This window comes from Bordetella holmesii (assembly GCF_020735985.1).
GTDB classification, from domain to species: Bacteria; Pseudomonadota; Gammaproteobacteria; order Burkholderiales; family Burkholderiaceae_B; genus Bordetella; species Bordetella holmesii.
In genome coordinates this window covers 1,716,291-1,742,590 of sequence record NZ_CP085973.1, presented here as the reverse complement: position 1 = coordinate 1,742,590, position 26,300 = coordinate 1,716,291, and the positions used below count along the sequence as shown (strand labels likewise).

18 protein-coding genes, 1 tRNA gene and 4 pseudogenes are annotated in these 26,300 nt (G+C 60.8%); 12 read left to right on the top strand and 11 right to left on the bottom strand.

The annotated features are described in order from the left end of the window. Nucleotides 1-38 precede the first annotated feature (38 nt). Nucleotides 39-894, top strand: a pseudogene (locus LK440_RS08280) (IS3 family transposase). Between the two features lie 280 nt (nt 895-1,174). Here LK440_RS08280 and coaBC read toward each other — a convergent pair. From coaBC to LK440_RS08260, 4 genes are read right to left on the bottom strand one after another with little or no spacing between them, the layout of a single operon-like run. Next, nucleotides 1,175-2,386 (bottom strand): bifunctional phosphopantothenoylcysteine decarboxylase/phosphopantothenate--cysteine ligase CoaBC, encoded by a 1,212-nt coding sequence (gene coaBC / locus LK440_RS08275; protein WP_005013654.1) that lies wholly within the window; start codon nt 2,384-2,386, stop codon nt 1,175-1,177. Nucleotides 2,387-2,446: 60 nt separating this feature from the next. Then, the gene (gene lspA / locus LK440_RS08270) at nt 2,447-2,962 is read right to left on the bottom strand and encodes a signal peptidase II (RefSeq protein ID WP_005013655.1); all 516 of its coding nucleotides are present in this window, start codon (nt 2,960-2,962) and stop codon (nt 2,447-2,449) included. A gap of 2 nt (nt 2,963-2,964) precedes the next feature. Then, nucleotides 2,965-5,826, bottom strand: coding sequence for an isoleucine--tRNA ligase (ileS, locus tag LK440_RS08265; RefSeq protein ID WP_005013656.1), 2,862 nt, complete (start codon nt 5,824-5,826; stop codon nt 2,965-2,967). Continuing rightward, nucleotides 5,816-6,781, bottom strand: coding sequence for a bifunctional riboflavin kinase/FAD synthetase (locus LK440_RS08260; protein ID WP_005013657.1), 966 nt, complete (start codon nt 6,779-6,781; stop codon nt 5,816-5,818). The genes ileS and LK440_RS08260 overlap by 11 nt, the downstream gene beginning before the upstream one ends. Nucleotides 6,782-6,892: 111 nt before the next feature. Here LK440_RS08260 and purN point away from each other — a divergent pair. Both purN and LK440_RS08250 read left to right on the top strand, forming a co-directional pair. Then, a pseudogene (gene purN / locus LK440_RS08255) lies at nt 6,893-7,498 on the top strand (phosphoribosylglycinamide formyltransferase). A gap of 186 nt (nt 7,499-7,684) precedes the next feature. Beyond that, nucleotides 7,685-9,013, top strand: coding sequence for an RsmB/NOP family class I SAM-dependent RNA methyltransferase (locus tag LK440_RS08250; RefSeq protein ID WP_115597246.1), 1,329 nt, complete (start codon nt 7,685-7,687; stop codon nt 9,011-9,013). A gap of 4 nt (nt 9,014-9,017) precedes the next feature. Here LK440_RS08250 and LK440_RS08245 read toward each other — a convergent pair whose 3' ends face one another. Next, nucleotides 9,018-9,293 carry a hypothetical protein gene (locus tag LK440_RS08245; protein WP_005013659.1) on the bottom strand — a complete coding sequence of 92 codons (276 nt, stop codon included), beginning with the start codon at nt 9,291-9,293 and terminating at the stop codon, nt 9,018-9,020. 336 nt (nt 9,294-9,629) lie between these two features. On the opposite strand from LK440_RS08245, the gene LK440_RS08240 reads away from it, so the two are divergent. The 4 genes and pseudogenes from LK440_RS08240 (at nt 9,630) to LK440_RS08225 (ending at nt 14,538) form a co-directional block, all read left to right on the top strand. Continuing rightward, nucleotides 9,630-10,750, top strand: a protein-coding gene (locus LK440_RS08240) for an IS3 family transposase (protein WP_370510763.1) whose coding sequence is annotated in 2 segments (ribosomal slippage) — nt 9,630-9,882 and nt 9,882-10,750 — 1,122 coding nt in all. Because the reading frame shifts where the segments join, the coding sequence is not laid out codon by codon here. A 17-nt stretch (nt 10,751-10,767) separates the two neighbouring features. Further along, nucleotides 10,768-10,872: pseudogene (locus tag LK440_RS18090) on the top strand (transposase); the annotation flags it as partial. A 178-nt stretch (nt 10,873-11,050) separates the two neighbouring features. After that, on the top strand, nt 11,051-12,259 hold the full coding sequence (locus LK440_RS08230; protein ID WP_005013660.1) for a DesA family fatty acid desaturase: 1,209 nt from the start codon (nt 11,051-11,053) through the stop codon (nt 12,257-12,259). Next, a complete protein-coding gene (locus tag LK440_RS08225; RefSeq protein WP_005013661.1) occupies nt 12,256-14,538 on the top strand; it encodes a UvrD-helicase domain-containing protein in 2,283 nt (760 codons plus the stop codon). Before LK440_RS08230 ends, LK440_RS08225 begins: the two co-directional genes overlap by 4 nt. Before the next feature lie 10 nt (nt 14,539-14,548). Here LK440_RS08225 and LK440_RS08220 read toward each other — a convergent pair whose 3' ends face one another. From LK440_RS08220 to dapC, 6 genes are all read right to left on the bottom strand, one after another. Then, on the bottom strand, nt 14,549-16,930 hold the full coding sequence (locus tag LK440_RS08220; RefSeq protein ID WP_005013662.1) for a TonB-dependent receptor plug domain-containing protein: 2,382 nt from the start codon (nt 16,928-16,930) through the stop codon (nt 14,549-14,551). Between the two features lie 263 nt (nt 16,931-17,193). Continuing rightward, nucleotides 17,194-19,119, bottom strand: a complete 1,926-nt coding sequence (locus LK440_RS08215) for an ABC-F family ATP-binding cassette domain-containing protein (RefSeq protein ID WP_025341436.1) — start codon at nt 19,117-19,119, stop codon at nt 17,194-17,196. Continuing rightward, a complete protein-coding gene (prmB, locus tag LK440_RS08210) occupies nt 19,116-20,006 on the bottom strand; it encodes a 50S ribosomal protein L3 N(5)-glutamine methyltransferase (protein WP_005013664.1) in 891 nt (296 codons plus the stop codon). The genes LK440_RS08215 and prmB overlap by 4 nt, the downstream gene beginning before the upstream one ends. Nucleotides 20,007-20,012: 6 nt before the next feature. After that, nucleotides 20,013-21,146: a succinyl-diaminopimelate desuccinylase gene (dapE, locus tag LK440_RS08205; protein WP_005013665.1), complete on the bottom strand. Its 1,134-nt coding sequence runs from the start codon at nt 21,144-21,146 to the stop codon at nt 20,013-20,015. Then, complete coding sequence (gene dapD, locus LK440_RS08200) at nt 21,146-21,967, bottom strand: 2,3,4,5-tetrahydropyridine-2,6-dicarboxylate N-succinyltransferase (protein ID WP_005013666.1); 822 nt, start codon at nt 21,965-21,967, stop codon at nt 21,146-21,148. Before dapD ends, dapE begins: the two co-directional genes overlap by 1 nt. A gap of 24 nt (nt 21,968-21,991) precedes the next feature. Next, entirely contained in the window at nt 21,992-23,182 is a 1,191-nt protein-coding gene (gene dapC / locus LK440_RS08195) for a succinyldiaminopimelate transaminase (RefSeq protein WP_005013667.1), read from the bottom strand. 45 nt (nt 23,183-23,227) lie between these two features. On the opposite strand from dapC, the gene LK440_RS08190 reads away from it, so the two are divergent. The 5 genes and pseudogenes from LK440_RS08190 to LK440_RS08170 form a co-directional block, all read left to right on the top strand. Then, a tRNA-Leu gene (locus tag LK440_RS08190) sits at nt 23,228-23,314 on the top strand. Nucleotides 23,315-23,483: 169 nt separating this feature from the next. Beyond that, entirely contained in the window at nt 23,484-23,765 is a 282-nt protein-coding gene (locus LK440_RS08185) for a hypothetical protein (RefSeq protein ID WP_005013668.1), read from the top strand. Nucleotides 23,766-24,290: 525 nt separating this feature from the next. Then, nucleotides 24,291-25,378, top strand: a protein-coding gene (locus tag LK440_RS08180) for an IS3 family transposase (RefSeq protein ID WP_101557814.1) whose coding sequence is annotated in 2 segments (ribosomal slippage) — nt 24,291-24,543 and nt 24,543-25,378 — 1,089 coding nt in all. Because the reading frame shifts where the segments join, the coding sequence is not laid out codon by codon here. 195 nt (nt 25,379-25,573) lie between these two features. Beyond that, nucleotides 25,574-25,834, top strand: coding sequence for a SemiSWEET family transporter (locus tag LK440_RS08175; RefSeq protein WP_005013671.1), 261 nt, complete (start codon nt 25,574-25,576; stop codon nt 25,832-25,834). Nucleotides 25,835-25,912: 78 nt separating this feature from the next. Continuing rightward, nucleotides 25,913-26,247: pseudogene (locus LK440_RS08170) on the top strand (transposase); the annotation flags it as partial. Nucleotides 26,248-26,300: the final 53 nt, after the last annotated feature.

Genomic DNA, 26,300 nt, shown 5'->3' with positions numbered 1-26,300 from the left:
ACGAAATCGATGTAGAGTCCGTTCCCAAAGGAATGGCAATGAAGAAACGATTTACGGAAGAGCAAATCATCGGCGTGCTCAAGGAAGCCGATGCAGGTGCCAAGCCCGCAGAGTTGTGCCGCAAGCACGGAATCTCCGAGGCAACGTACTACAACTGGAAGGCGAAGTTCGGTGGCATGACGGTGTCGGACGCTCAGAGGCTCAAGGAGCTGGAGCAGGAGAACAACAAGCTCAAGAAGCTGTTGGCCGAGTCGATGCTGGACAAGGCGGCGCTTCAGGATCTGCTAAGCCGAAAGTAGTCAGCCCGCAGGCCAAACGCGAGGCGGTCAGGACATTAATGACCGAGCGCGTGGTTCGCCCAGCGGCAATCGCGCCGAATCAGAGTTGGTCAATGGACTTTGTGGCCGACGGCCTAGCCTATGGCCGCCGATTCCGCTGTTTGACTATCGTCGATGACTACACTCGCGAATGCCTGGCCATCGAGGTCGATACGTCGTTGCCGGGACTGCGTGTTGCCATGGTGCTGCAACGGCTGGCGGAGATGCGTGGCCTGCCGCGATCTATTACCGTGGACAACGGGCCAGAGTTCGCCGGAAGAGCCTTGGACGCCTGGGGGCCTACCAAGCAGGCGTAAAGCTGTCGTTTATTCGGCCGGGTAAGCCGGTGGAGAACGCTTATATCGAAAGTTTCAACGGCAAGTTCCGCGACGAATGCCTTAACGAGCACTGGTTCTTGTCCCTGCGACAGGCTAAAAGCTTGATCGAAAACTGGCGAGTCGAGTACAACACCGATCGGCCTCACAGCGCGCTCGGATATTTAACGCCGGCGCAATTCGTGCAGGCTCATCAGAAAGAAGGTCTTTTACCCCTGGGCTCTATGTCGGTGCCGTACTAAATCTGGGGGCAGGTCAGGGGGGTGCTCATCATCGATGAAGCCCAGCGTATGCAACTGTCGGCGCGCACCCGCTTTCTGGCTCTTTGCTGGTTGTCACTATCGCACTCGTTGATCGAGGACACATTGCTCTTGCTGGCAGTGGGAGCCAATGTGTGGATCGTGTTGCTGGGGCGTGTCGTTCTAACGTTGCTGGTCGTGGCGGGGCTGGCGCGCCTGTGGCCTCTGAGCCCGGGCATGGCGCCCGGCAAAGCGTTAGGCATCCGGTGGCTGGAAAGCTGCCTCAGGCCTGGACGTTGCCTTGCGCAAAGCGGCCCGCGATCTCGGCTATCAGCCGGCGGGCGGCATCCAACTTGGGTGCGGCCGGCAACGGATGCGCGCCCAGGGCATCGAACAGCACCAGTTCGGTCGTATCCGCATCCATCACTTTATGCGCCAGATTACCCACCAATAGAGGGATGCCCTTGCGCTGGCGCTTGGCCTCGGCGTGCTCCGACAGTTTCTCGGTTTCGGCCGCGAAACCGACGCACCATGGGCCCTTGGGCAAACGCGCGACTTCGGCCAGGATGTCAGGATTGGGTTCGAACTCCATGCGGGGCTGACCGCCACCCTCGCTGTCCTTCTTGAGCTTTTGGTTGGCGGGATTCTTGACGCGCCAGTCTGCGACGGCCGCCACAGCCACAAAAATATCCGCGTCGTGAGCGTGAGCCATGACGGCGTCGTACATCTGTTGCGCGGTCATGACTTGTATGGCCATCACGCCACGCGGTACCAGCAACGCGGTCGCGCCGGTCACCAGCGTGACACGTGCCCCCGCTTCGTGGGCGGCGCGCGCCAATGCATAGCCGGTTTTGCCCGAGGAGCGGTTGGTCAGCACACGAACCGGATCGACCGGCTCGGAGGTCGGGCCCGCCGTCAACAGCAGATGGCGCCCGGCCAACAACTTGGGTTGAAAAAATGCAATCAGATCCGCAAGGATTTCGTGTGGCTCGAGCATGCGCCCCGAACCTGTTTCGCCACAGGCTTGTTCGCCAGCCGCAGGTCCGAGCAGGGTAACGCCGTCGGCCTGCAGTTGGGCCACATTGCGCTGGGTCGCCGGATTGGACCACATCTCTCGGTTCATGGCAGGCGCCACCAGCAAAGGGCAGGCCCGAGCTACGCACAGCGTCGAGAGCAGGTCGTCGGCCAGACCATGAGCCAGCTTGGCCATGAAATCGGTGCTCGCCGGCGCGATCAGTACCGCATCGGCGCCGCGGGTCAGATCGATGTGCGCCATATTGTTGGGCACACGCGCATCCCAGGCGTCGACAAAGACCGGGCGGCCTGACAGTGCCTGCATGGTCGTGGGGGTGATGAAATGCGTCGCTGCTTCGGTCATGACGACATCGACCGTGGCTCCCTGCTCGGTCAGACGGCGCACGAGCTCGGCGATCTTGTAGCAGGCAATGCCTCCAGTCATTCCGAGGACAATGCGTTTGCGGGCGAGATCAAGCATGGTGGCTATGCGGCGCAGGCGCCGCTTTCCTGTTGGTCGATGGAACGGATTGTAGGCCGATCAGGCGCCGGCAGACGTTTTCGGCTTGGCACGGCCGCGCAGCAGTTCGTCGAGCACCAGCAGCACGGCGCCGCAGGTAATGGCGACGTCGGCAATGTTGAAGGCAGGGTAATACCAATCCTTCCAGTAGAACAGCAGGAAGTCCACCACATGCCCGTAGATCAAGCGATCGATCACGTTGCCCAGTGCGCCGCCCATGATGAGGATGAGCGCTGCACGAAAGCGAGGCTGTCCCGGAGAGCGGCACAACAACCAGACAATCACGCCTGCCGCGACAAGTCCCAGCAACGTGAAGAACCAGCGTTGCCAGCCTTGCTGCGCGGCCAGAAAACTGAACGCCGCGCCGCGGTTGTACAGCAGGGTGAAGTCGAAAAACGGCAGCACGTTGACACGCTCGCCAAAGGAAAATGCAGTATTGAAGTAGACCTTGGTGACCTGATCGATCACGATGATCAACAGGGCCAGCGCCAGGGCGCCGCCCAGTTTTCCCCGGACCTTCGGCGAGGCTTGCGTCATGCTCAGGCCTTCTCGCGCGTTTCGCCCGCGCCAAAGAGATTGGATACGCAGCGGCCGCAGATCTCGGGATGATTGGCGTCCTGTCCGACATCGCTGCGCCAGTGCCAGCAGCGTTCGCACTTCTTGTTGCCGGAGGGGGCGATTTCGATGGTGAGTTCGCCGTCTCGGGCGTGCACGGTGGCACGCGAAACAATCAGCACGAAACGCAGATCATCGCCCAGGCTGGCCAGCAGTTCGTGATCTTGGCCTTGTGCGTAAAGGTCGACTTCGGCCTGCAAAGAGGAGCCGATCAGGCCTTCGCTGCGAACGTCTTCTAGCTTGCGCAGCACGTCAGCGCGGATGGCGCGCAGGCGGGTCCAGCGGCCCGTTAGCGCTTCGGCGTCGGCGTAGGGCGGCAGCTGATGGTAGACCTCGGTCAGAATTGTCAGGCGTGCCGCGTCGGCCTGGTGCTTGAGAGCCGATCCCACCAAGACGGTCCAGGCCTCTTCCGCCGTGAAGGTCAGGATAGGAGCCATCAGCTTGAGCAGTGTCTGCGTGATCTCCAGCAATGCGGTCTGTGCGCTGCGACGTGCGTGACTGTCCGGGGCGCTGGTATAGAGACGATCCTTCAGGATGTCCAGATAGAAAGCGCCGAGGTCTTCGGAGCAGAACGTCTGCAGCCGGGAAACTGCCGGGTGGAAGTCGTAGCGCTCGTAATTGGCCAATACCTCGCTCTGCATCTGTGCCGTCATGGCCAGCGCATAGCGGTCGATCTCGAGCAGGTCGCCAAAATCGACGGCCTGATTGACCCCGTCGAAATCAGCCACGTTGGCCAGCAGGAAACGCAAAGTATTGCGGATGCGGCGATAGCCTTCGACCACACGTTTGAGAATCTCGTCGGATATGGACAACTCGCCCGAGTAGTCGGTCGAGGCCACCCAGAGGCGCAGAATCTCGGCACCCAGCGAATCGGAGACTTTCTGCGGCGCGATTACATTGCCAACCGATTTGCTCATCTTGCGACCCTGGCCGTCCACCACGAAACCGTGGGTGAGCAGGCCTTTGTAGGGCGGCTGGCCGTAAAGCATGCAACCGGTCAACAGCGAAGAGTGAAACCAGCCGCGGTGCTGGTCGCTGCCTTCAAGATAAAGATCGGCAGGCCAGGCAAGTTGCTCGCCATGCGAACCAGCCAGGGCATGGTCTTTGCCACCGAGTACGGTGGCGTGGGTGCTGCCCGAGTCAAACCACACATCCAGGGTGTCGCGATTCTTTTCGTAGCTGTCGGCTTCATCGCCCAGCAGATCGCGCGGATCCAGCGACTGCCAGGCTTCGATGCCGCCTTTCTCGACGCGTTTGGCGACTTCTTCGAGCAATTCCACCGTGCGAGGGTGGAGTTCACCGGTTTCCTTGTGTACGAAGAACGCCATCGGCACGCCCCATTGACGCTGCCGCGACAGTGTCCAGTCGGGGCGATTGGCGATCATGGAGTGCAGGCGGGCCCGGCCCCAGGCCGGGTAGAAGGCGGTGGCCTCGATGCCGGCAAGCGCGCTTTCACGCAATGTGGGGCCGCCGTCAGCCGGAGTGACATCCATGCCAGCAAACCATTGGCTCGTGGCGCGATAGATGACCGGCGTTTTATGACGCCAGCAGTGCATATAGCTGTGCGACAGCTTTTGCACATGCATGAGCGAACCCGCCAGTTTCAGGGCTTCGACGATCTTGGGGTTGGCCTCCCAGATTGTCAGCCCGCCAAATAGCGGCAGAGTGGAAGCGAACTTGCCATCGCCCATGACCGGGCTGAGGATGTCGGCATCGACCAGACCATGCGCTTTGCATGAGACAAAGTCTTCGATGCCGTAGGCCGGAGCCGAGTGCACGACGCCGGTGCCGGCGTCCAAGGTGACGTAGTCGCCCAGATAGATGGGGGAGGTGCGGTCGTAGCCTTCGGCGGCATTGGCCAGTGGATGCGCAAAACGCAGGCCGGCCAGGGCCTCGCCGGGTGCCGTGGCAATGATTTCGCCTTCCAGCCCCCAGGATTGCAGGCAGGCTTCGACCCGCTCTTTGGCGATTAGTACCAGTGGACCGTGAACCGGCGTAGGCGACACGCGCACCAGAGCGTAGGCGATCTCGGGATGGACATTGAGAGCCTGATTCGACGGAATGGTCCACGGCGTCGTGGTCCAGATGACGACTGCGCCATCGTCCACGCTGTCCAGCCCGAAGGCACGGGCCAGCCCGGGCTTGTCAATGAAGGGGAAGGCGACGTCCACGGCCGGGTCGACGCGATCGGCGTACTCGACCTCGGCTTCGGCCAGCGCCGAGCCGCAGTCGAAACACCAGTTCACGGGCTTGAGACCGCGAAACACGTAGCCCTTCTCGAGGATGCGCGCCAGCACCCGGATCTCATCGGCCTCATTTCTGAAGTTCATGGTGAGATAAGGGTTGTCCCAGTCGCCCAGCACGCCCAGACGCTTGAAGTCCTTGCGCTGGCGGTCCAGTTGTTCGTGCGCATAGGCGCGAGCCTTGGCCTGGACTTCGGTAACCGGAAGGTTCTTGCCGTATTTTTTCTCGATCTGAATCTCGATCGGCATGCCGTGGCAGTCCCAGCCCGGCACATAAGGCGCATCAAAGCCGGCCATGTTGCGGCTCTTGACGATGATGTCCTTCAGAATCTTGTTGACCGCGTGCCCGATATGAATGTCGCCATTGGCATATGGCGGGCCGTCGTGCAGAACGAACAGCGGCCGGCCCTTGCTGGCGGCACGTATGGCCTGATAGACGCGGTTTTCCTCCCATTGTTGCACCCAGCCAGGCTCGCGCTTGGCAAGGTCGCCCCGCATGGGGAAAGAGGTATCGGGCAGGTTGAGGGTCTTTTTATAGTCCATGAACGGCAAAATAGGCACGCGCGTTTCGCGCGTCTTCGGCGATGGCGGCAGTCAGGGAAGGGAGGTCGGAAAACTTTTCTTCATCCCGCAGTTTGTGCAGGAATTCGACGTTTATGAGTTTACCGTAAGCGTCGAGGCTCTCGTCGAGCAAGTGAACTTCAAGCAAAACCCGGCCGGCGTCTTCGACGCTGGGGCGTACCCCCAGACTGGCAACGGCGGCCATGGGCTGCGGGCCCAGGCCTTGGACGCGCACCACGTAAATGCCTGAGCGGGCCGCACAACGAGGCGCTACGCGCAGATTCATGGTGGGAAAGCCCAGTTGCCGCCCCAGTTTGCGGCCGTGGATCACATGGCCGCTGATATGGAAGGGATGGCCAAGCAAGTGTTCAGCGCGCGCCAGGTCGCCCACCGCGAGCGCGGTGCGCACTTCCGAGCTGGAGATGCGGTGGCCATGGCTGTTCGTCACGTCGGCCAGGGTGGCCACCTCAAAGCCGTGTGCCAGACCTGCCTCGCGCAAGAGGTCGATATCGCCGCTGCGCTTATGACCGAAGCGGAAGTCTTCGCCTACCAGTAGCCAGCGTGTCTGCAGGCCATCGACCAGCAGATCTTCGATGAACGCGTTGGCCGACATTTCGGCCAGACGAGCGTCGAACGGCTCGATCAGCACCTGCTCGATGCCCGCGCACGCCAGCGAGGCCACCTTGTCGCGCAGGCCGCTGATGCGGGTGGGGGAGAGCTCCGGACGCTGATGCCGTTGCGCGAAATACTCGCGCGGATGCGGCTCGAACGTCATTACCGCAGGCGTCAAACCGCGAGTTTGCGCGGCTTCGCGGACTCGGGCGAGGATGGCCTGATGGCCCCGGTGCACCCCATCGAAGTTGCCGATGGTCAGGGCACAGGGGGGGCGCTGCCCAGGGGGCGGCAGGTGGTGGTGGATGCGCAGCAATGGTTTCACGTCCAAGAGTTTACAATTTTGGGTTGGCTCGCTTTGGAATTTCTTATCTTGTCCCCAACCCAATCGACTCCGTGCCGCTTTGTCATCCTGATTTCAGGGCGCGGCAGCAATATGCAATCGCTGGTGCAAAGCTGCGAGGAACAGGCATGGCCGGCGCAAGTGGCTGCGGTGATCGCCAGTCGTCCGGACGCTGCAGGCCTGGAATGGGCCGCCGGGTAGGGCATTCCCACCGCGGCCCTGTTCCATAAAGAGTTTCCGAGCCGCGAGGCCTTTGACACGGCATTGGCGCAGGTCATTGACCAATACCAACCGGATTATGTGCTCCTGGCCGGTTTCATGCGTGTGCTCACGCCGGGGTTTGTCAATCATTACGCCGGGCGGCTGGTGAACATTCATCCCTCGCTGCTGCCGGCGTTTCCGGGCTTGCATACGCACGCGCAGGCGCTGGCCACCGGCGTCCGCGTCCATGGTTGTACCGTGCATTTCGTCACGCCGATGCTGGATCATGGACCCATCATTGCCCAGGGCTGTGTGCCGGTCCTGGCTGGCGACACACCCGAGGCGCTGGCCGGGCGGGTGCTTGACGTAGAACACGTGGTTTATCCGGCGGCGGCTCGCTGGTTGGCCGAGCGGCGTGTCAGTCTGACCGCCGATCACCGCGTCGAGGTCGAGGGCGACCCGGCGCGACTGTTTACCTGGCCGTCAGTCGCCCGATGAGGCGCGGCGGTCCAAACGGGGATTTCCCCAGGAATCATCATGAATAAGAACTCGAACTCGCGCCAATCCACCGGCAGGCCCGCAAGGCCCGACCCGGCACGGCCTGCTGGCAGCCGTCCCGCCGAGCGTGGCGACGCCCGTCCACGGCGCTCGGTAGCGGCCTTTCGCATCGAGCAGGTCCAGCGCGTGCTGGGCGAGGTCTTGCAATGGACCAGCCCGGCCGATGCCGTGCTGTCGCATTGGTTGCGCGCTAACCCGGCGCTGGGAGGGCGAGACCGGGCCGAGTTGGCCGAAGGGGTCTATGACGTTGTGCGCAATCTGCGCCACTACCGGCAACTGGCCGAAAGTGGCGTAGGCAACGCGACCCGCCGCTTGGCCATTCTCGGTCTGGCGGCCACGCGCGGGGTGGAGTGGCTGAAGGACGCCCTGGATCCCGGCGAAGCCGACTGGGTCGCGCGCGTGGACCAAGTCGACCCGTCCGCGTTGCCGCGGGCCGTGCGCTACAGCCTTCCCGATTGGCTGGAAGAGCGCCTGGGCAAGCTGCCGCAACCGGAATCGCTCATGCAGTCGTTGCAGCAGCCCGCTCAGCTCGACGTGCGATCCAACCCCCTGAAGATCGAACGCGATGCGTTGCTGGCCAAGTTGCGCGAGGGTCCGGCCGGCCGTTATGACCCGCAACCTATGCGCTACTCTCCCTGGGGTATCCGTTTCAAGGGCCATCCTCCAATCAACCGTTGGCCCGAGTTCGAAAGCGGACAGGTAGAGGTGCAGGACGAAGGCAGCCAATTGCTGGCCTTGCTGGTCGGCCCGCGGCGCAGCGAAATGATTATCGACTTCTGCGCCGGCGCTGGCGGCAAGGCGTTGCTGCTGGGGGCATTGATGCGCTCGACGGGCCGCCTGTATGCATTCGATGTCTCGGCCGCGCGTCTGGCCAAAGCCAAGCCGCGCTTTGCGCGCAGCGGCCTGTCCAATGTGGTGCCCGTGGCCATTGATAGCGAGAACGACTCCCGGGTCAAGCGCCTGGCAGGCAAGGCTCAGCGCGTACTCGTGGATGCGCCTTGCACCGGCATAGGGACGTTGCGGCGCAACCCCGATCTGAAGTGGCGGCAGCAGCCCCAGTCGCTGGGCGAATTGTGCGAGCTGCAATATCGCATCCTGAAGAGCGCAGCGCGGTGTGTGGCGCCGGGTGGGCGCCTGGTCTACGCGACATGCAGCCTGTTGCCGGAAGAAAACGGCGATCAGGCCGACCGCTTCCTGGCCGAACATCCCGATTTCGAACGCCTGGACGCGGCCGCGCTGTTGCATAACCGCTGCGACAACCTGGAGCTGGAAGGCCCTTACGTCCAGTTGCGCCCCGATCTGCACGGCACCGATGGCTTTTTCGCTGCCGTCTTCGAGCGCAAAAAGGCCGTCCGTCACACCGCCGAGGCAAAACAAGAGGCCGTCGAGCCGGCTGCCACCGAGCACGTGCCCCCCTCCGACCAGGTTCAGGCTGTCGAAGAGGTCAAGGATTAAAGGCTCACGGCAGGACCACGATGTTCGCGCTTCCGGTTTCGGGGGCGCGGTCGCGTGCCTGATAACGCACGGTCCAGGTGACGGTATCACGGCCCGTTTTGTCGGCCTTGTAGATGATTTGGGATACTGGCGTGGCGATATAACCACACCCGCCGCTGCCACCCGTATTGCCCTGGCTGCTAACGACGGTGGCCGCCCCCAGTGTGGGCGGCTGCGTCAGTTGCAGGCGAGGAGCGGCCAGCGCCAGGCAACCTCTTAGCTCGTAAAAGCTGGCCAGCACGACGGTCTGGCCCGGCTTTAAAGAAACAGGGGCAGGCGTGGCTGCCAACGGAGTGCACGCAAGCAGAGAGACGGCGAATAGGCGTAACATGGGTCGGGCCTGTCGGGCCGAACTAAGGGGAAGACACAACATATTGTGCCACCCCCTTTGTAGCAAAATGTTGGATCGCTCTGTTGGGCGGCAAATACACCCCCAAATTAGAGGTTCATCGCGGAATAGCGTGGAGCCGTGCTTGATTGCCGTTACGCTTGATCCTTGATTTTTCAAGGATCAAGGTGACCTGCTCCCCGTGATTAGTACGAAATCGATGTAGAGTCCGTTCCCAAAGGAATGGCAATGAAGAAACGATTTACGGAAGAGCAAATCATCGGCGTGCTCAAGGAAGCCGATGCAGGTGCCAAGCCCGCAGAGTTGTGCCGCAAGCACGGAATCTCCGAGGCAACGTACTACAACTGGAAGGCGAAGTTCGGTGGCATGACGGTGTCGGACGCTCAGAGGCTCAAGGAGCTGGAGCAGGAGAACAACAAGCTCAAGAAGCTGTTGGCCGAGTCGATGCTGGACAAGGCGGCGCTTCAGGATCTGCTAAGCCGAAAGTAGTCAGCCCGCAGGCCAAACGCGAGGCGGTCAGGACATTAATGACCGAGCGCAGCATGGGTGTTACCCGGGCCTGTGGGCTGGTAGGAATTTCGCGGTCGCTGTTTGCCTACGAGAGCACACGCTCAGGCGATGCTGCGCTGACCGAGCGCATGAAAGAGATGGCAGTGGAGAAACGACGCTACGGCTATCGGAGGATCCATGTGCTCTTACGTCGCGAAGGCTGGCAAGCAAATCACAAGCGAATCTGGCGGCTGTACAGTCTGGCAGGGTTAAGCGTGCGAAAACGAAAGCGTAAGCGAATCGCGGCGACCGAGCGCGTGGTTCGCCCAGCGGCAATCGCGCCGAATCAGAGTTGGTCAATGGACTTTGTGGCCGACGGCCTAGCCTATGGCCGCCGATTCCGCTGTTTGACTATCGTCGATGACTACACTCGCGAATGCCTGGCCATCGAGGTCGATACGTCGTTGCCGGGACTGCGTGTTGCCATGGTGCTGCAACGGCTGGCGGAGATGCGTGGCCTGCCGCGATCTATTACCGTGGACAACGGGCCAGAGTTCGCCGGAAGAGCCTTGGACGCCTGGGCCTACCAAGCAGGCGTAAAGCTGTCGTTTATTCGGCCGGGTAAGCCGGTGGAGAACGCTTATATCGAAAGTTTCAACGGCAAGTTCCGCGACGAATGCCTTAACGAGCACTGGTTCTTGTCCCTGCGACAGGCTAAAAGCTTGATCGAAAACTGGCGAGTCGAGTACAACACCGATCGGCCTCACAGCGCGCTCGGATATTTAACGCCGGCGCAATTCGTGCAGGCTCATCAGAAAGAAGGTCTTTTACCCCTGGGCTCTATGTCGGTGCCGTACTAAATCTGGGGGCAGGTCACATCAACAACACCATCAAAGTCATCAAGCGCCGCGCCTACGGCTACCGCGATCAGGAGTACTTCTTCCTCAAGATCCGGTCTGCATTCCCCGGTATTCCTCGATGAACCATATTAGAGGCGACAGGCAGCCCTTTGGCCGGCTGGCGCAGCCCCCCACCAGGGTGAGCGAAAGACGGCTTAGTACTTGATTTCGCTCAAAAACTATTTTGAAATTGCGCTGTCATAAGAAATTCAGGTGGGCTACACTTCTCCCACTCTTTCTGTGAGGCTAGAAAACGGTTTTATGGATTACATCCTTTCTTTCATATCCGGTGGTCTGACTCAGGCCAGTTGGTGGCAGATCCTCGCTTTCACGCTGATCGTGACCCACATCACGATCGTGTCCGTGACGGTGTTTCTGCATCGTAGTCAGGCGCACCGAGGCCTCGACCTGCATCCTGCGGTCATGCATTTCTTCCGCTTCTGGCTTTGGCTGACCACGGGTATGGTCACCAAGGAATGGGTCGCCATTCACCGTAAGCACCACGCCAAGTGTGAGAAAGAGGGCGATCCGCACTCGCCCATGCTCTTTGGCATCTGGAAGGTGCTGTTCCGCGGTGCCGAACTGTATCGCGAAGAGTCCAACAACAAGGAAACCATGGCCAAGTTTGGTCATGGCACCCCTGACGACTGGCTCGAGCGCAACGTCTACACCAAGCACAGCCTGTGGGGCGTGCTGACGATGCTGGCCATCGATATCGCCTTGTTCGGCGCCATGGGCCTGACGGTCTGGGCTGTACAGATGGCGTGGATTCCCTTCTGGGCCGCTGGCGTGGTCAACGGTATCGGCCACTACTGGGGTTATCGCAACTACAACAGCCCCGATACCAGCACCAACGTGTTCCCCTGGGGCATCGTCATCGGTGGCGAAGAGTTGCACAACAACCATCACGCTCATGGCACATCGGCCAAGTTTTCGGCCAAGTGGTATGAATTGGATATCGGCTGGGGCTACATCACCGTCATGCGTTGGCTGGGTCTGGCCAAGGTCAAGAAGGTCGCTCCCAAGCTCACGCTGGATCCGGATGCCAAGTCCATCGACCTGCGTACCTTGCAAGGCGTGATCACGCACCGATACGAAGTCATGGCCCGCTACGCTGACGTCATCAAAAAGGCTGCCGGCGAAGAAATGTCCAAGCTGAAATCGTCGCGCCGCAAGGGTAGCGAGGATTGCAACTGGACGGTGCTCAAGCGCGCCCGCCGCACGCTGACCCGCAACGAAGATGTGCTGCGTCCGGCGCAGTTGGCCGAGGTGGATCAGGTCATCGCCAAAAATGCCTCGCTGTCGACCCTGGTGCAAATGCGCCGTGAACTTGGTCGCCTGTGGGAAAGCTCTAGCGCCAGCAGCGAGCAGTTGCTGCATGACCTGCAAGCCTGGTGCCAGCGCGCTCAGCAAAGTGGCATCGCCGGGCTGGAGCAGTTTGCTGTCAATTTGCGCCGCTACGCGGCATGATGCTGGACAAGCTCAATCCCGAACAACGCGCCGCAGTCACTCTAGAACCGCAACACGCCCTGGTCTTGGCCGGGGCGGGTAGCGGCAAGACCCGGGTCCTCACGACCCGCATGGCCTGGCTGATTCAAACCGGCCAGGCCAGTCCGTTTGGACTCCTGGCCGTTACGTTTACCAATAAGGCTGCCCGCGAGATGTTGACGCGCATGGCGGCCATATTGCCTATCGATACCAGAGGGCTGTGGATTGGGACGTTCCATGGTCTGTGCAATCGCATGCTGCGGGCGCATCATCGTGACGCCGGGCTGCCCCAGGCCTTTCAGATCCTCGATACCGCCGACCAGCTCGCTGCCATCAAGCGGCTGCTCAAAGCTCAAGGCATCGACGACGAGAAATATCCCCCGCGCGATGTTCAGCGTTTTATCTCCAGCGCCAAAGAAGAAGGCCAACGTCCGGCCGAGGTAGAGGCCTGGGATGCGCATCGGCGCAAGCTCATCGAGATTTATCAGCTCTACGAGGCCCAGTGCCAGCGTGAAGGCGTGGTGGATTTCGCCGAGTTGCTGTTGCGCGCCTACGAGCTGTTGTCACGCAATGCGCCGGTGCGAGAGCATTATCAGCGGCGCTTTCGCCATATTCTGGTCGATGAGTTCCAGGATACGAATACGCTGCAGTACAAATGGCTCCGGTTGCTGGCCGGAGGCGGCGCGGCCATCTTCGCCGTTGGCGACGACGACCAGTCCATTTATGCCTTCCGCGGTGCGAACGTCGGCAACATGGCCGACTTCGAGCGCGACTATGCTCACGGACGTGTCATTCGCCTGGAGCAGAACTACCGGTCCTTTGGCCATATCCTCGATGCTGCCAACGCGCTCATTGGCCACAACCAGGGGCGCCTGGGCAAGAACCTCTGGACCGACCAGGGCGAAGGCGAACCCATCCGTGTGATGGAGCTGCCCTCCGATGGTATGGAGGCACAGTGGGTGGTCGAAGAAATTCGCGCTCTCATCCACGAAGGCCGTTCGCGCAGCGAAATCGCCGTGCTCTACCGCAGCAATGCGCAGTCACGCGTTCTGGAACACGCGCTCTTTTCTGCGGGCGTAGCCTACAAAGTCTATGGTGGCCTGCGGTTTTTCGAGCGTCAGGAAATCAAGCATGCGCTGGCTTATCTGCGGCTGATCTCCAACCCCGACGACGATACGTCATTCATGCGAGTGGTCAATTTCCCCACTCGCGGCATTGGCGCCCGCACGCTCGAGCAACTCGCGGATGCCGCCCAGAGCGGGCAGACCAGCTTATTCGGTGCCGTCGCCCGCGTGCCTGGCAAGGGTGGCGCAAACCTTGCTGCATTTGCCCAGTTGATCGGTCGCCTGGCGTCAGAGACGCGAGAGCTGCCGTTACCGGAAATGGTTGAGCATCTCATCGAAGAAAGCGGTCTGAAGGCGCACTATCAGGCCGAACGTGAGGGTGCCGAGCGCCTGGAAAACCTGAACGAACTCGTCACGGCGGCGGCGGTGTTTGCTACCGAAGAGAACGTCGAGGGGTTGCCGGCCGGCGAGCTGCTGGAGGGGACTGCGCCTGCAGTGGGTGAGGAGCCGGAGGCGGCCCTGGTGGCTCCGATCATGACGCCCCTGGCTGCCTTCTTGTCACATGCCGCGCTTGAGGCAGGTGACAACCAGGCGCAGGCTGGCCAGGATGCCGTGCAGTTGATGACGGTACACGCGGCCAAGGGCCTGGAGTTTGATGCCGTGTTCATCAGCGGGCTGGAAGATGGCTTGTTTCCTCATGAGAACAGCATTCTGGAGCCCGCCGGACTGGAGGAGGAACGCCGTCTGATGTATGTGGCCATCACTCGCGCGCGTGAGCGACTCTATTTGACGCTGGCGCAAAGCCGGATGTTGAATGGGCAGACCCGTTACGCCATGCGCTCGCGCTTCCTGGACGAAATTCCGCAGGCGCATCTGAAGTGGCTGACGCCGCGTGCGAGCAGTAACGCTGGCCTGAGCTCTGCCAGCAGCATCGCTTGGACAGATCGGGGTGATGCCTATGGCCGTCGCCATACCGGCACCATCGCACCGCGGGCGCCGCGCACGGGTACCAATGGGGTGACCGTGGGCGACGTGCAGTACAGGGTGGGGCAAGGTGTGCGCCATGGCCGTTTTGGCGAGGGCACTATCATCGGCCTGAGCGGAGCAGGCCAAGACGCCCAGGCGCAGATTCAGTTCCGTGATGTCGGCACCAAAACGCTGGCGCTGGGCATTGCAAAACTGGACATCGTTGCCTGAACGGCAGTCCTCAATAACGGTACGCTACCTGTAGCCAGATCTCGCGCCCGGTGCGAAATCGACGTTCGTCGATGTCGTTGCCCGGGCGCGTGGCTGTCAGAGGGGGCATGTGGTTGAGGACGTTGAGTACATCGACTGCCATCATCAGGCCTTTGGCGAAACTTGGATACCAGGCAATGCGTGTGTCCCACGTCCAGTGCGATGGCAGGCGTACGGGCGCATAAATATCCAGAGGGTGCCGCCCCGGCGTGCTGTCCACGTATAGGATGTCGTGACGACGGCTCTGCCAGTTGAGCGCATTGTTCCAACTCAAGCCGAGCTGCGGCCATTGTCCGTGGATATCCAGCGAAACCTTGTGGGGCAGGTTGAAGTCGCCCGGCGGCAGGTCGGAGGCTCGGATACGTTTGCCCCGATAGATCACGTAAGCATCGCGTTCGGCAGGCGAGGCTTCGTAGCCTTCCGCGAGACGGGTGTTACGCTGGCTTTTCTGATAGCCCCAGCTCAATGACGCCTGCCACAGTGTCTGCCTGATACGCCAAGGATTCTCGTTGCTGACGGTAAGGGTCCAGTCCCGTGTACGTGATCGCCCTTCGTTGGTGTAGCGGTAGCCGGTATAGGAGTCGCCCCGCCTGACGACCTGATCACGCCCGTTACGGTGGACGAAAGAAAGCACGCCTTGCAGACCGAACGCTTTCTGTGTCAGCGAGAAGGCCCATTCGTCGTCATAAGGGCTGCGCAGACCAGCATAGTCGACACGAGTGGCCAGGCTGCTGTCGACGACCGGATTGCCGAAGACGTCGAGGACGACTTCGCTCAGGCGGCTGAACTCTTCGGCGAGCGCGATCTTCAGCGCCTGCGCGCCGTAGTAGCGTGACCAACCCGCGCTCAACACGGTGTTTCCGTCGCCCCGCGCGTCCCAATCGAGGCGGCTGCGGGGAGCGATATGCCGCTGATTCAGAAAATTGTCCTTGTCGTAGCGCAAGCCCGTCATCAGCGTCCAACGCCGCCACCGCAAGTCGTTGGAGGCGTATAGCCCGAGCTGGGTGTGCTGCAGAGATACGCTGCCTGGTTTGTGGCGCACCTTGGAGGATTGGGCCTCGGTGCCGTCGAGCATATGTATCGCGCGATAGGAGTAGGCTTCGCGATAGCGTTTGAAGCGGGCCTGAGCGTGCTCGACCTGCAAGCCGACATAAGGGCTGAAGTGCCAGTCGGCCGCTTGCCAGGGGGCCAGGTCCAGGCGGCTATTGAAGGTGAGATTGCGCTGACCTCTTTCGCTTTTGCCGTAACCGCCGCTGGAGAAATCCGGCCTGCCGTCTTCGAACTCGTGTTGAACGAACGCGTTGTGAACGGAGTTCTGTCGGCTGTTGAAGTCATCCAGCCCCGCGCGTAGCGACCACTGCCCGATGCCGGATTCGTGTTCCAGACCCAGGTCCACACCGTGGGCGAGGTGCTGGTTGCGCCAGTCGGTATCGCGCGACTCGATACTGACCAGATGCTCGCGACGGTTGGCGTGCTTGATGTTTAGATCAAGCAGTGTCCGGGAATCGATGCGATGAGTGAAGTCAGCCAGAAAATTGTCGACGCGGTCGGCGTAATTGTCCTGCTCGATGAGGTCCAGATCGTTCATGGCGCCGAGACGAAAGCGCTGGATGTGCGATTCGCGTCGCGATACGCCCAGGATCACGCCACTCCTGTCGCCCAGCGAGAGGTCGCTCGTGACGGTGTAGAAGCGCTTGCGCCAACGGGGAGTAAAGCCAGGCTCGCCCTGAGTCCATTTTTCGAGGTCATAGTCCGGGATCCGTTGGCGGGTGAGGTTGGAGCTGTTCCAACGATAGCCCAGCTCGATGTGATTGCCGCCGGACGGCCGGCGCAGGCTGGCGTCGACCACGCCGCCCGTGAATGAGCCGTACTCCACCGGGATGCCGCTGTCGAAAACGCGCACTTCGCCAAGCAGCGCTGTATCCAGAAAATAGGCCTGGGGGTTGCTGGGCACGCTACCCAGCAAACGATCTTTGCTGGAGGGATCCACCTGGCTGGTCGCGTTGACGCCATTGATCAGGAACCGATTCTGGAAAGGGCTGGAGCCGTGAAAAGATATGTCGGCCACGTCCAGTGAACCTCGGCCAGCGCTATCCGCGACAGCATTGTCCTGACGTACCGACGGGAGTGTCGACAGCAGCGAGCTCAGATCACGGTTGGATGCTGGCGTAGCGCGGATTTCACTGGATGTATAGATATGTTCGCGTGGCAGCGGGGCCGTGACGGACACCGTGTCCAGCCATGGCGTAGGGTCTTGCGCAGGCTTGGGGGCGGTTTGCTCTTGGGCCGTCGCGGCGCCGCAAACAAGGAGGGTGGTCAGCGCCGCATAGCGCCGAAGCAGAGGAATCCACATTCTGAACTTCCAGATGACGGTAAAAAACAGCCATGGAGCAGAAGGGGAAGAGAGCCAAACATGAGCAAACCCGGAACCAGAGAGAGCCCAAACTATAGGCGTGCGCAGGCTTGCGTGGGTCCCGGCCGATACGGCGGCGAAACCTCATGCGGTATAATCAGAAACTTCAATTATGTCCGCAGCCTGCGTGGCGGAACTAAGCTGCCGTGGCGGGACACGGCAGCTTGGTAGCCGCTGGCCGGCCGGGAGTCGCTGGCCAGCGGCTAGCCCGGCAGGTCTTGTGCGAGATCCTCGAGCGAGGTCTGGATGTCCAGCCACTCTTCTTCGAGCGTATTCATCCGCTTGCCTACTTCGCCGTGCTCGCTCATGACCTGTTGGCGCTCTGAGCGGCGCGCATCGGAATAGAGGTCTGCATCGGCAATCAACGCGTCCAGGGCATGCAGCCTCGCACGCAACTTGTCCATTTCGCTTTCGACCTTGGCGAGCCGGGCCTGAAGCGGTTTGCGCAAAACGGCGAGCTTCTGCCGTTGTTCAGCTTCGATGCGGCGCTGAGCCTTGCGATCTACGCTGTCGCTTTCCTTGGGCGCGGCCTCGGCGCGCGCTTCGGCATTGCGGGCTGTCAGCCAATCGCGATAGTCCTCCAGATCCCCGTCGAATTCCCTGACTTGTCCGTCGGAGACGATCCAGAAGCTGTCGACGGTGGTGCGCAGCAAGTGACGGTCATGCGAGACCAGCAGCATGCTTCCCGAAAACTCGGCCAACGCTGCAGCGAGCGCTTCGCGGGTTTCGACATCCAGGTGGTTGCTCGGCTCGTCCAGGAGCAGCAGATTCGGCTTTTGCCACACGATGAGCGAGAGCGCCAGACGGGCCTTCTCTCCGCCCGACATGGGGGCCACTTTGCTGTTGACGGTGTCGCCGGAAAACCCGAATCCGCCCAGGTAGTTGCGCAACTCCTGTTCGCGTGTGTCGGACGCAAGCCGTGCCAGGTGTTGAAGAGGTGTGGCGTCCAGATCCAGCATGTCGAGTTGATGCTGGTGAAAGTAGCCGATGGCAAGGCCTCGGGATGCACGACGCTCTCCCGCCTGTAAAGGCAACTCTTCGGCCAGCGTCTTGATCAGCGTACTCTTACCTGCACCATTGGCGCCTAGCACGCCGATGCGTGCCCCGGCGCGTACCATGAGGGTTACGTTCTGCAGGATCGCAACAGGCTCGCCATCGGCACGGGTGTATCCAGCTGCCATTTTGTCCAGCACAAGCAGCGGGTCCGGCGTGTGATCCGGTGATGGTATGCGGATATCGATACCTGCTTCGGCATGCAGGGGAGCGAGCGTTTGCATGCGTGCAAGCGCTTTGACGCGGCTTTGCGCCTGTTTGGCTTTGGATGCTTTGGCCTTGAAACGATCGATAAAGCCTTGCAGGCGCGCGGTCTCGCGCGTCTGGCGCTCATGGGCGATGCTGGCCTGGTGCAGCCGTTCCGCTCTCTGCGTAAGAAAGTCCTCGTAACCGCCACGATATCGGATCAGTTTTCCGTGATCGAAATGCAGGATGACGCGTGCGACGGCATCCAGAAACTCCGTGTCGTGAGAAATCAGCAGCACGGTGCCGGGGTACGCCGCCAGCCACTTCTCCAGCCATAGCATGGCGTCCAGATCCAAGTGATTGGTGGGTTCGTCGAGCAGCAGCAATTCCGATGGCGCCATAAGGGCGCGTGCCAGAGCCAGCCGCATGCGCCAGCCGCGGGAAAAACTGGCTACGGGCTTCATCCACTCGTCAGGCGCAAAACCGAGACCGGCCAGCAACTGTTCGGCACGTGAATTGGCGCTCCAGACGTCGGCCTCGGCCAGTGCCGCCTCGAGTTCGGCTATCCGATCGCCTTGATCGTCCGGCAGGCTGGCACGCTCGGCCTGCAAGGCTCTCAAGTGAGTGTCCCCGTCGATGACGAACTCTCGGGCGGGCTTGTCGTCTGCGGCGATTTCCTGTTGAACGCTGGCGATACGCCAGCCCGAGGGCACATCCAGCGAACCGGCATCCTGATCCAGGGTGCCTGTCAGCAAAGCGAAAAGCGACGATTTACCCGCGCCGTTCTTGCCCACAAAACCCACCCGTTCGCCCGGGTTGACGACAAATTCTGCGTTGTCGAGCAGCACTTTGGTGCTGCGGCGCAGGGTCAATCCAGAGGCACGTATCACAACTGCTCGCGGGTCAACAGAAGAATCTGGCCGGAGGCTTGTTCAGTATCCAGCCACATGGGTTCCAGATCGGGGAATGCGGACTCGAAGTGATCCCTTTCGTGGCCAATTTCAAGTACCAGTATGCCTTGCGGTGCCAGATAGCGGGGGGCCGCATGCAGAATGCGACGCACCAGATCCATCCCATCCGAGCCGCCGGCCAGAGCCAGTGAAGGCTCTGCGCGATACTCGGCCGGCAACTCGTCCATGGACTGACTGTTGACGTAAGGGGGGTTGCAAACGATCACGTCATAGGCCACTTCCGGAAGGTCCTCGAACAGATCACTACGATGCAAAGACAGGCGATCTTCCAGACCATAATCGGCGACATTGCGACGCGCGACCTCGAGCGCGTCGGCAGACACATCGACTGCGTCGACCTGTGCGTGTGCAAAGGCCAGCGCAGCCAAAATGGCCAGGCAACCCGAGCCCGTGCACATGTCGAGCGCCCGTTGCACGGATTCAGGCTCACGCACCCAGGGAGCCAGACCGTGATCCAGCAATTCAGCAATGGGCGAGCGAGGCATGATGACGCGTTGATCCACGTAAAAACGTTGACCGCGCAACCATGCCTCCTGGGTCAGGTAGGCCGCCGGAATGCGCTCGTTGACTCGCCGGTCGATCAGGTTGAGCACGCGCTCGCGCTCTTGTTCAACGACGCGGGCATCGAGAAAAGGCTCGAGGGTGTCGGGCGGAAGATTCAGGCCGTGCAGCACCAGGTAAACGACCTCGTCCCAGGCATTGTCCGAACCGTGGCCCAGGGCGACTTGGCAGGCATGAAAGCGCGACACCGCATAGCGGATGAGGTCGCGCAGGGTCTGCAATTCTTGGCGATCGTTAGACGGCATAAAGCCTCAATGTGCCAGCAGCAGGTTTTCCAACGTGCGCCGGTAGATGTTCTTCAAGGGAGTCAGGCTGTCGAGGGCGATACGCTCATTGATCTTGTGGATCGTGGCGTTGCACGGGCCGAATTCGATGACTTGCGGGCAGATCTTGGCGATGAAGCGCCCGTCCGACGTGCCCCCCGTGGTCGACAGTTCGGTAGTGAGTCCGGTCTCGGCGAGAATGGCCGAGGACAGGGCGTCGGTCAGCGGGCCGCGAGCGGTCAAAAAGGGCTCGCCCCCCAATTCCCACACGAGGTCATACTCCAGGCCGTGACGATCGAGCACCTCGTGCACGCGTGACTTGAGCGAAGCCGGCGTGCTTGCGGTGGAGAAGCGGAAGTTGAACGTCACCACCGCCTCCCCGGGCACGACATTGGTCGCGCCAGTACCGGCCTTCATGTTTGAAATCTGAAACGTGGTGGGGGGGAAATAGTCATTTCCCTTGTCCCACTCGATACCGACCAGATCGGCCAAGGCAGGTGCGGCCTGATGCACCGGATTGCGCGCCAGATGCGGATACGCCACGTGCCCCTGTATGCCCTTGATGGTCAACTCACCCGACAGCGAGCCACGGCGACCGTTCTTGCAGACATCCCCGACATCGGCGGTCGACGTCGGCTCTCCCACGATGCAGTAGTCGAGGGTCTCGCCCCGCGCCTGCAGGGCTTCGCAGACGATGACGGTGCCATCGATCGCCGGGCCTTCCTCATCCGAGGTCAGCAGAAAGGCTATGGAGCCGTCGTGTGCGGGGTTGGCGGCCACAAATTCTTCCACCGCCACCAAGAAGGCAGCGATGGAACTCTTCATGTCGGCCGCACCCCGGCCATACAGAAAGCCGTCGCGCTCGGTCGGCAAGAAAGGATCGCTGTCCCACTTCTCGCGGGGACCCGGGGGCACGACATCCGTATGTCCCGCAAACACCACCAGCGGCGCCTGCGAGCCCCGGCGGGCCCACAGGTTGGTGACGCCGCCGCGCGCGATGGTTTCGCAGGTGAAACCTACGCGCGCGAGGCGATCGCCCAGCAATTGCTGACAATCCTTGTCGTCGGGCGTGACCGACGGACGGGCGATCAGGTCCTTAACCAGATCCAGTACGGTGCTCATCAAGCCCTCAGCAAATCATTAATGCTCGTCTTGGCGCGGGTCTGCGCATCCACGCGCTTGACGATCACGGCGCAAGCCAGGCTGTGCGAACCGTCGGCCGAAGGCAGCGAACCCGGCACAACGACCGAACCCGAGGGAACGCGGCCATAGGTGATCGTGCCGGTGGCACGGTCAAAGATCTTGGTGCTTTGGGACAGGAACACGCCCATGGCCAGCACCGAGTTCTCTTCGACCACAACGCCTTCGACCACTTCGGAGCGCGCGCCGATGAAGCAATTGTCTTCGATGATGGTGGGATTGGCCTGCAGGGGCTCGAGTACGCCGCCGATGCCGACGCCACCGGAGAGGTGGACGTTCTTGCCGATCTGGGCGCACGAACCGACGGTAGCCCACGTGTCGACCATCGTGCCCTCATCGACGTAGGCGCCGATGTTGACGTAGGAAGGCATCAGGATGACGTTTTTGCCGATGAAGGCGCCACGGCGGGCCACGGCGGGCGGCACCACGCGGTAGCCGCCCGCCTTGAACGCGGCCGCTCCGTACTCGGCAAACTTGGTCGGCACCTTGTCGTAGAACGTCAGCGGCGCCTGGCCCATCACGTCGTTGTCCTGCAGTCGGAACGACAGCAGCACCGCCTTCTTGATCCACTGGTGAACGACCCATTCGCCGCTGGACTTGTCGGCCACACGCAGGCGGCCGTGGTCCAGCGCAGCGATAGTGTGCTCGACCGCGTCACGCACTTCGGCGCTTGCGTCGGAAGGCGACAGGTTGGCCCGGGCTTCCCAGGCTTTTTCGATAGTGGTTTGCAGATCGAGGGTCATGAAGCTTTGCTTATAAAGGGTTGATCAAACGGAAGTCTTGATGAAGTGCACAATGCGTTCGGCAGCTTCGATACACTGCGCCAAGGGGGCAACCAACGCGATACGCACGCGCCCAGCGCCAGGGTTGACACCATGCGCCTGACGGGCCAGAAAACTGCCAGGTAGAACCGTCACACCCGTGCGGGCATACAGGTCACGGGCAAAAGCGGTATCCGAACCGGGGGTGGGCGCCCATAGATAAAACGCAGCCTGAGGCCGACGCACATCCATGACTCGCTGCAGAATCGGTAACACGGCCTCGAACTTGGCTCGATACTCATGCCGATTCTCGACAACATGCGCTTCATCGCCCCAGGCGGCCACGCTGGCTGCTGCGATCGTCGGGCTCATGGCACTGCCATGATACGTCCTGTACAACAGGAAGCGGTTGATAAGCCTGGCGTCGCCCGCCACGAAACCCGAGCGCATGCCGGGCACGTTCGAGCGTTTGGACAGGCTGGAGAACGCCACTACGTTGCGATAATCGTCGCGGCCCAGGCGGCGGGCAGCCTGCAGACTGCCCAACGGTGCCTCGTCGAAGTAAATCTCGGAGTAGCACTCGTCGGAGGCGATCGCGAAGCCGTGGCGGTCCGAGAGCGCGAACAGCACCTCCCAGTCCTGCAGCGACATGACATTGCCCGCCGGGTTGCCCGGCGAACACACGAATACCAGTTGCGTGCGCTTCCAGACGTCTTCTGGCACGCGGGCCCAATCGCAGCCGAAATCTCGGGCCGGATCCGCATTGACAAAATAGGGCGTGGCGCCCGCCAGCACTGCGGCACCCTCGTAGATCTGATAGAAAGGATTGGGGCAGACAACCAACGCATCGGCGGTCGGGTCCACCACCGTCTGCGTAAAAGCGAACAACGCCTCACGCGATCCCAGTACCGGCAGAACCTCGCGCTCGATATCGGGAGCAAGGATGCTGTAGCGTTGCGACAGCCATTGCGAAATGGCTTGCCGAAGGGCGGGTTCGCCCTTGGTGGACGGATAGACCGACAGACCCTGCAGATTGTCGCAAATAGCCTGTCCAACCCGGGCAGGCGCGGCGTGCTTCGGTTCGCCGATCGACAGGTTGATCGGCGTTAGCCCCTGTGGCGGTGCACCAGCCTCGGCCAGCAGCGCGCGCAATTTCTCGAAGGGATAGGGATGCAAAGCATCAAGTCTTGGATTCATAGAGCAAGATTTTAACAAGCAAGCTACAATAGCGGGCTTGGCTTTGCGAAGGTGGCGAAATTGGTAGACGCACCAGGTTTAGGTCCTGACGCCGTAACAGGTGTGCGGGTTCGAGTCCCGCCCTTCGCACCAACTTATTCTTGATACTGTTTTGGCGTTACGCCAACAGTGTCATACAGCCCCCTGGCATTCGAGTGCCTGGGGGCTTTTCTTTTGTCCACGACGTTGACTTTTTCATACTGAATCGCCTATTTTTCTACGCCAAATCTACGCCAGGATTTACGCCAAGCAAGAGTAGGGGATGGGAACATTTCGGAAACGTGGCAAGACGTGGCGCGCCGAGATCAGCAAGGCCGGCATCCGCGAGAGCAAGTCTTTTGACACCAAGCGCGAGGCGCAGGAGTGGGTCGCCTCCCGCGAAACTGAGATTCTGACCACGGCGGTGGGCGGGATTGCGCTCCAAACCGTTGCCCAGGTGCTACATCGCTATAGCGATGAGGTGTCGCCCCGGAATAAGGGCCACCGCTGTCTGTTCAAGTTGCCCCCTGTGATCGCTTCAAACCTGGGAGCAGTGCTTGGCTGACCCTAGCCCCGAATTAGTCCGTATGGATTCAGTCGGTCAGTGCAACAGGATGAAAAGGGCAGTGCTCCGAAGGTTATGCGCCGTCCGGCCAGTTCGGCTGCAACCAGATTGGCCAGCGCGGCCTGCTTGGCCATCGCCTGCCAACGATTGAGCAGGGAAAGCACGATGGCCGGCTTGGTTAGGCGAGGGGCGAGCCGCTGCGCGCACCAGGGCGGCGAAGACATTTTGCACCTCGGGTGTGGCGCAGTCGTTGCGCAGCGCTGCGGCCCGATCAGGGTAGACACTGCTGGTCTGGCCGACGTCGTGGTCAAGATACAGGGCAGGGTCGAGTTGGGGCGCCAGATGGGCATGGATGCGATCGCGTCGCCCGGCCCCTCGAAGGGCGGCGCAATGCGCAGCGGGTCGTCAAGAGTCACTGACAGGTTCATGACTGAGATTCCTTCTCGGGGAGGGTTATGTACGGTAATCCCCCCGCAAAAGCGATGAGGTCAGAAGTAGAATTTTCTCGTTGAGGAGTTCTACCGCATGAAGAAGTCGAAATTTACAGACAGCCAGATCATCGAAGCGATTAAGCGGGCCGAGGCAGGCTTGGCAGTGCCCGAGTTGTGCCGCGAGCTGGGAATCAGTTCAGCAACGTTCTACAAATGGCGGTCCAAGTTCGGCGGCATGGATGTGTCAATGATGTCGCGGATGAAGGAGCTGGAGGCCGAGAACGCGCGGCTTCGCAAGATGTATGTCGAGGAGAGGCTCAAAGCTGAACTTCGAGCGGAGGCACTCGAAAAAAAGTGGTGAGGCCATCTCGCCGACGCGAGATGGCCCAACACATGGTGCGCGAGCGAGGCATTTCAGTACGCCTGGCCTGCGAGGTGGTTGGCATCAGCCAGACCTGCTACCGGTACGTCTGCAAGCGCAGCACCGAGAACGATGAGATTGCAGACTGGCTGATGAGGCTTACAGACAGCCACCGCAGTTGGGGGTTCGGGCTGTGCTACCTGTATCTGCGCAACGTCAAAGGCTACTCGTGGAATCATAAGCGGATCTACCGCATCCATCGGGATCTGGAGCTGAATCTTCGTATCAAGCCGCGCAAGCGTCTGGTGCGCCAAGCGCCCGAGCCGCTGACCGTGCCAAACCAACTCAACCATGTATGGTCGATGGACTTCATGCACGATCAGCTGACCGATGGCCGAAGCATCCGATTGTTCAACGTGATCGACGACTTCAATCGAGAAGCCCTGGGCATCGAAATCGACTTCTCGCTGCCGTCCGAGCGCGTGATCCGATCTTTGAAGCAGATTATCGGTTGGCGGGGAAAACCTCTGGCGATCCGCTGCGACAACGGACCGGAATATCTAAGCGACGCTATTACCAAGTGGGCTGGGCAATGGGGTATCAAGCTCGAATACATCCAGCCAGGCAAGCCACAGCAAAATGCCTATGTCGAACGATTCAACAGGACCGTGCGCTACGAGTGGCTGTCTCAGTACCACTGGGAAGACCTGGATCACGTGCAGCGCGCCGCGACCGAATGGATGTGGTCTTACAATCACGAACGCCCGAATATGGCACTGGGCGGCTACACCCCTAAACAGCGGCTAGCCATGGCCGCATAGCGTTCCTACTTCTGGCAATCGCTAAGAAGGGGGGGATTACCAAGGGAAGGGAGACATCTGTGTTGGTTCGCGAGTGGGTGTCGACTTGAGGTTGCTTGTGGAGCAGGATTTCTGATACGCAGCGGCTAGGTGTAGTAACTTACGTATCGGACGGCGGTATTTTCCGATCTGAGTTAATCGAACGAAGCAGATGACATGAACGAAAAAATGCTCACGGTTTTGGGTTGGGTAGCAACTGTAACTGCCGTCGCTATGTATGTGTCATATATTCCGCAGATTAGTAATAACCTAGATGGCATGAAAGGAAGTTGGCTTCAGCCGCTTGTTGCTGCAATCAATTGCACTCTCTGGGTGACGTATGGGGCACTCAAAAAGCCGAAGCGTGATTGGCCGTTAGCCTGCGTAAACTTTCCAGGCATTGTTTTCGGATTGATTGCGTTTGCCACGTCGATTTAAATGGTTTGATCGTGCCCGTGACCTGCTCCCCGTGATTAGTACGAAATCGATGTAGAGTCCGTTCCCAAAGGAATGGCAATGAAGAAACGATTTACGGAAGAGCAAATCATCGGCGTGCTCAAGGAAGCCGATGCAGGTGCCAAGCCCGCAGAGTTGTGCCGCAAGCACGGAATCTCCGAGGCAACGTACTACAACTGGAAGGCGAAGTTCGGTGGCATGACGGTGTCGGACGCTCAGAGGCTCAAGGAGCTGGAGCAGGAGAACAACAAGCTCAAGAAGCTGTTGGCCGAGTCGATGCTGGACAAGGCGGCGCTTCAGGATCTGCTAAGCCGAAAGTAGTCAGCCCGCAGGCCAAACGCGAGGCGGTCAGGACATTAATGACCGAGCGCAGCATGGGTGTTACCCGGGCCTGTGTGTCAACGCCGGTTGAAAATTGACCCACTTTCGTCGGAATCGTCGGAGTAAA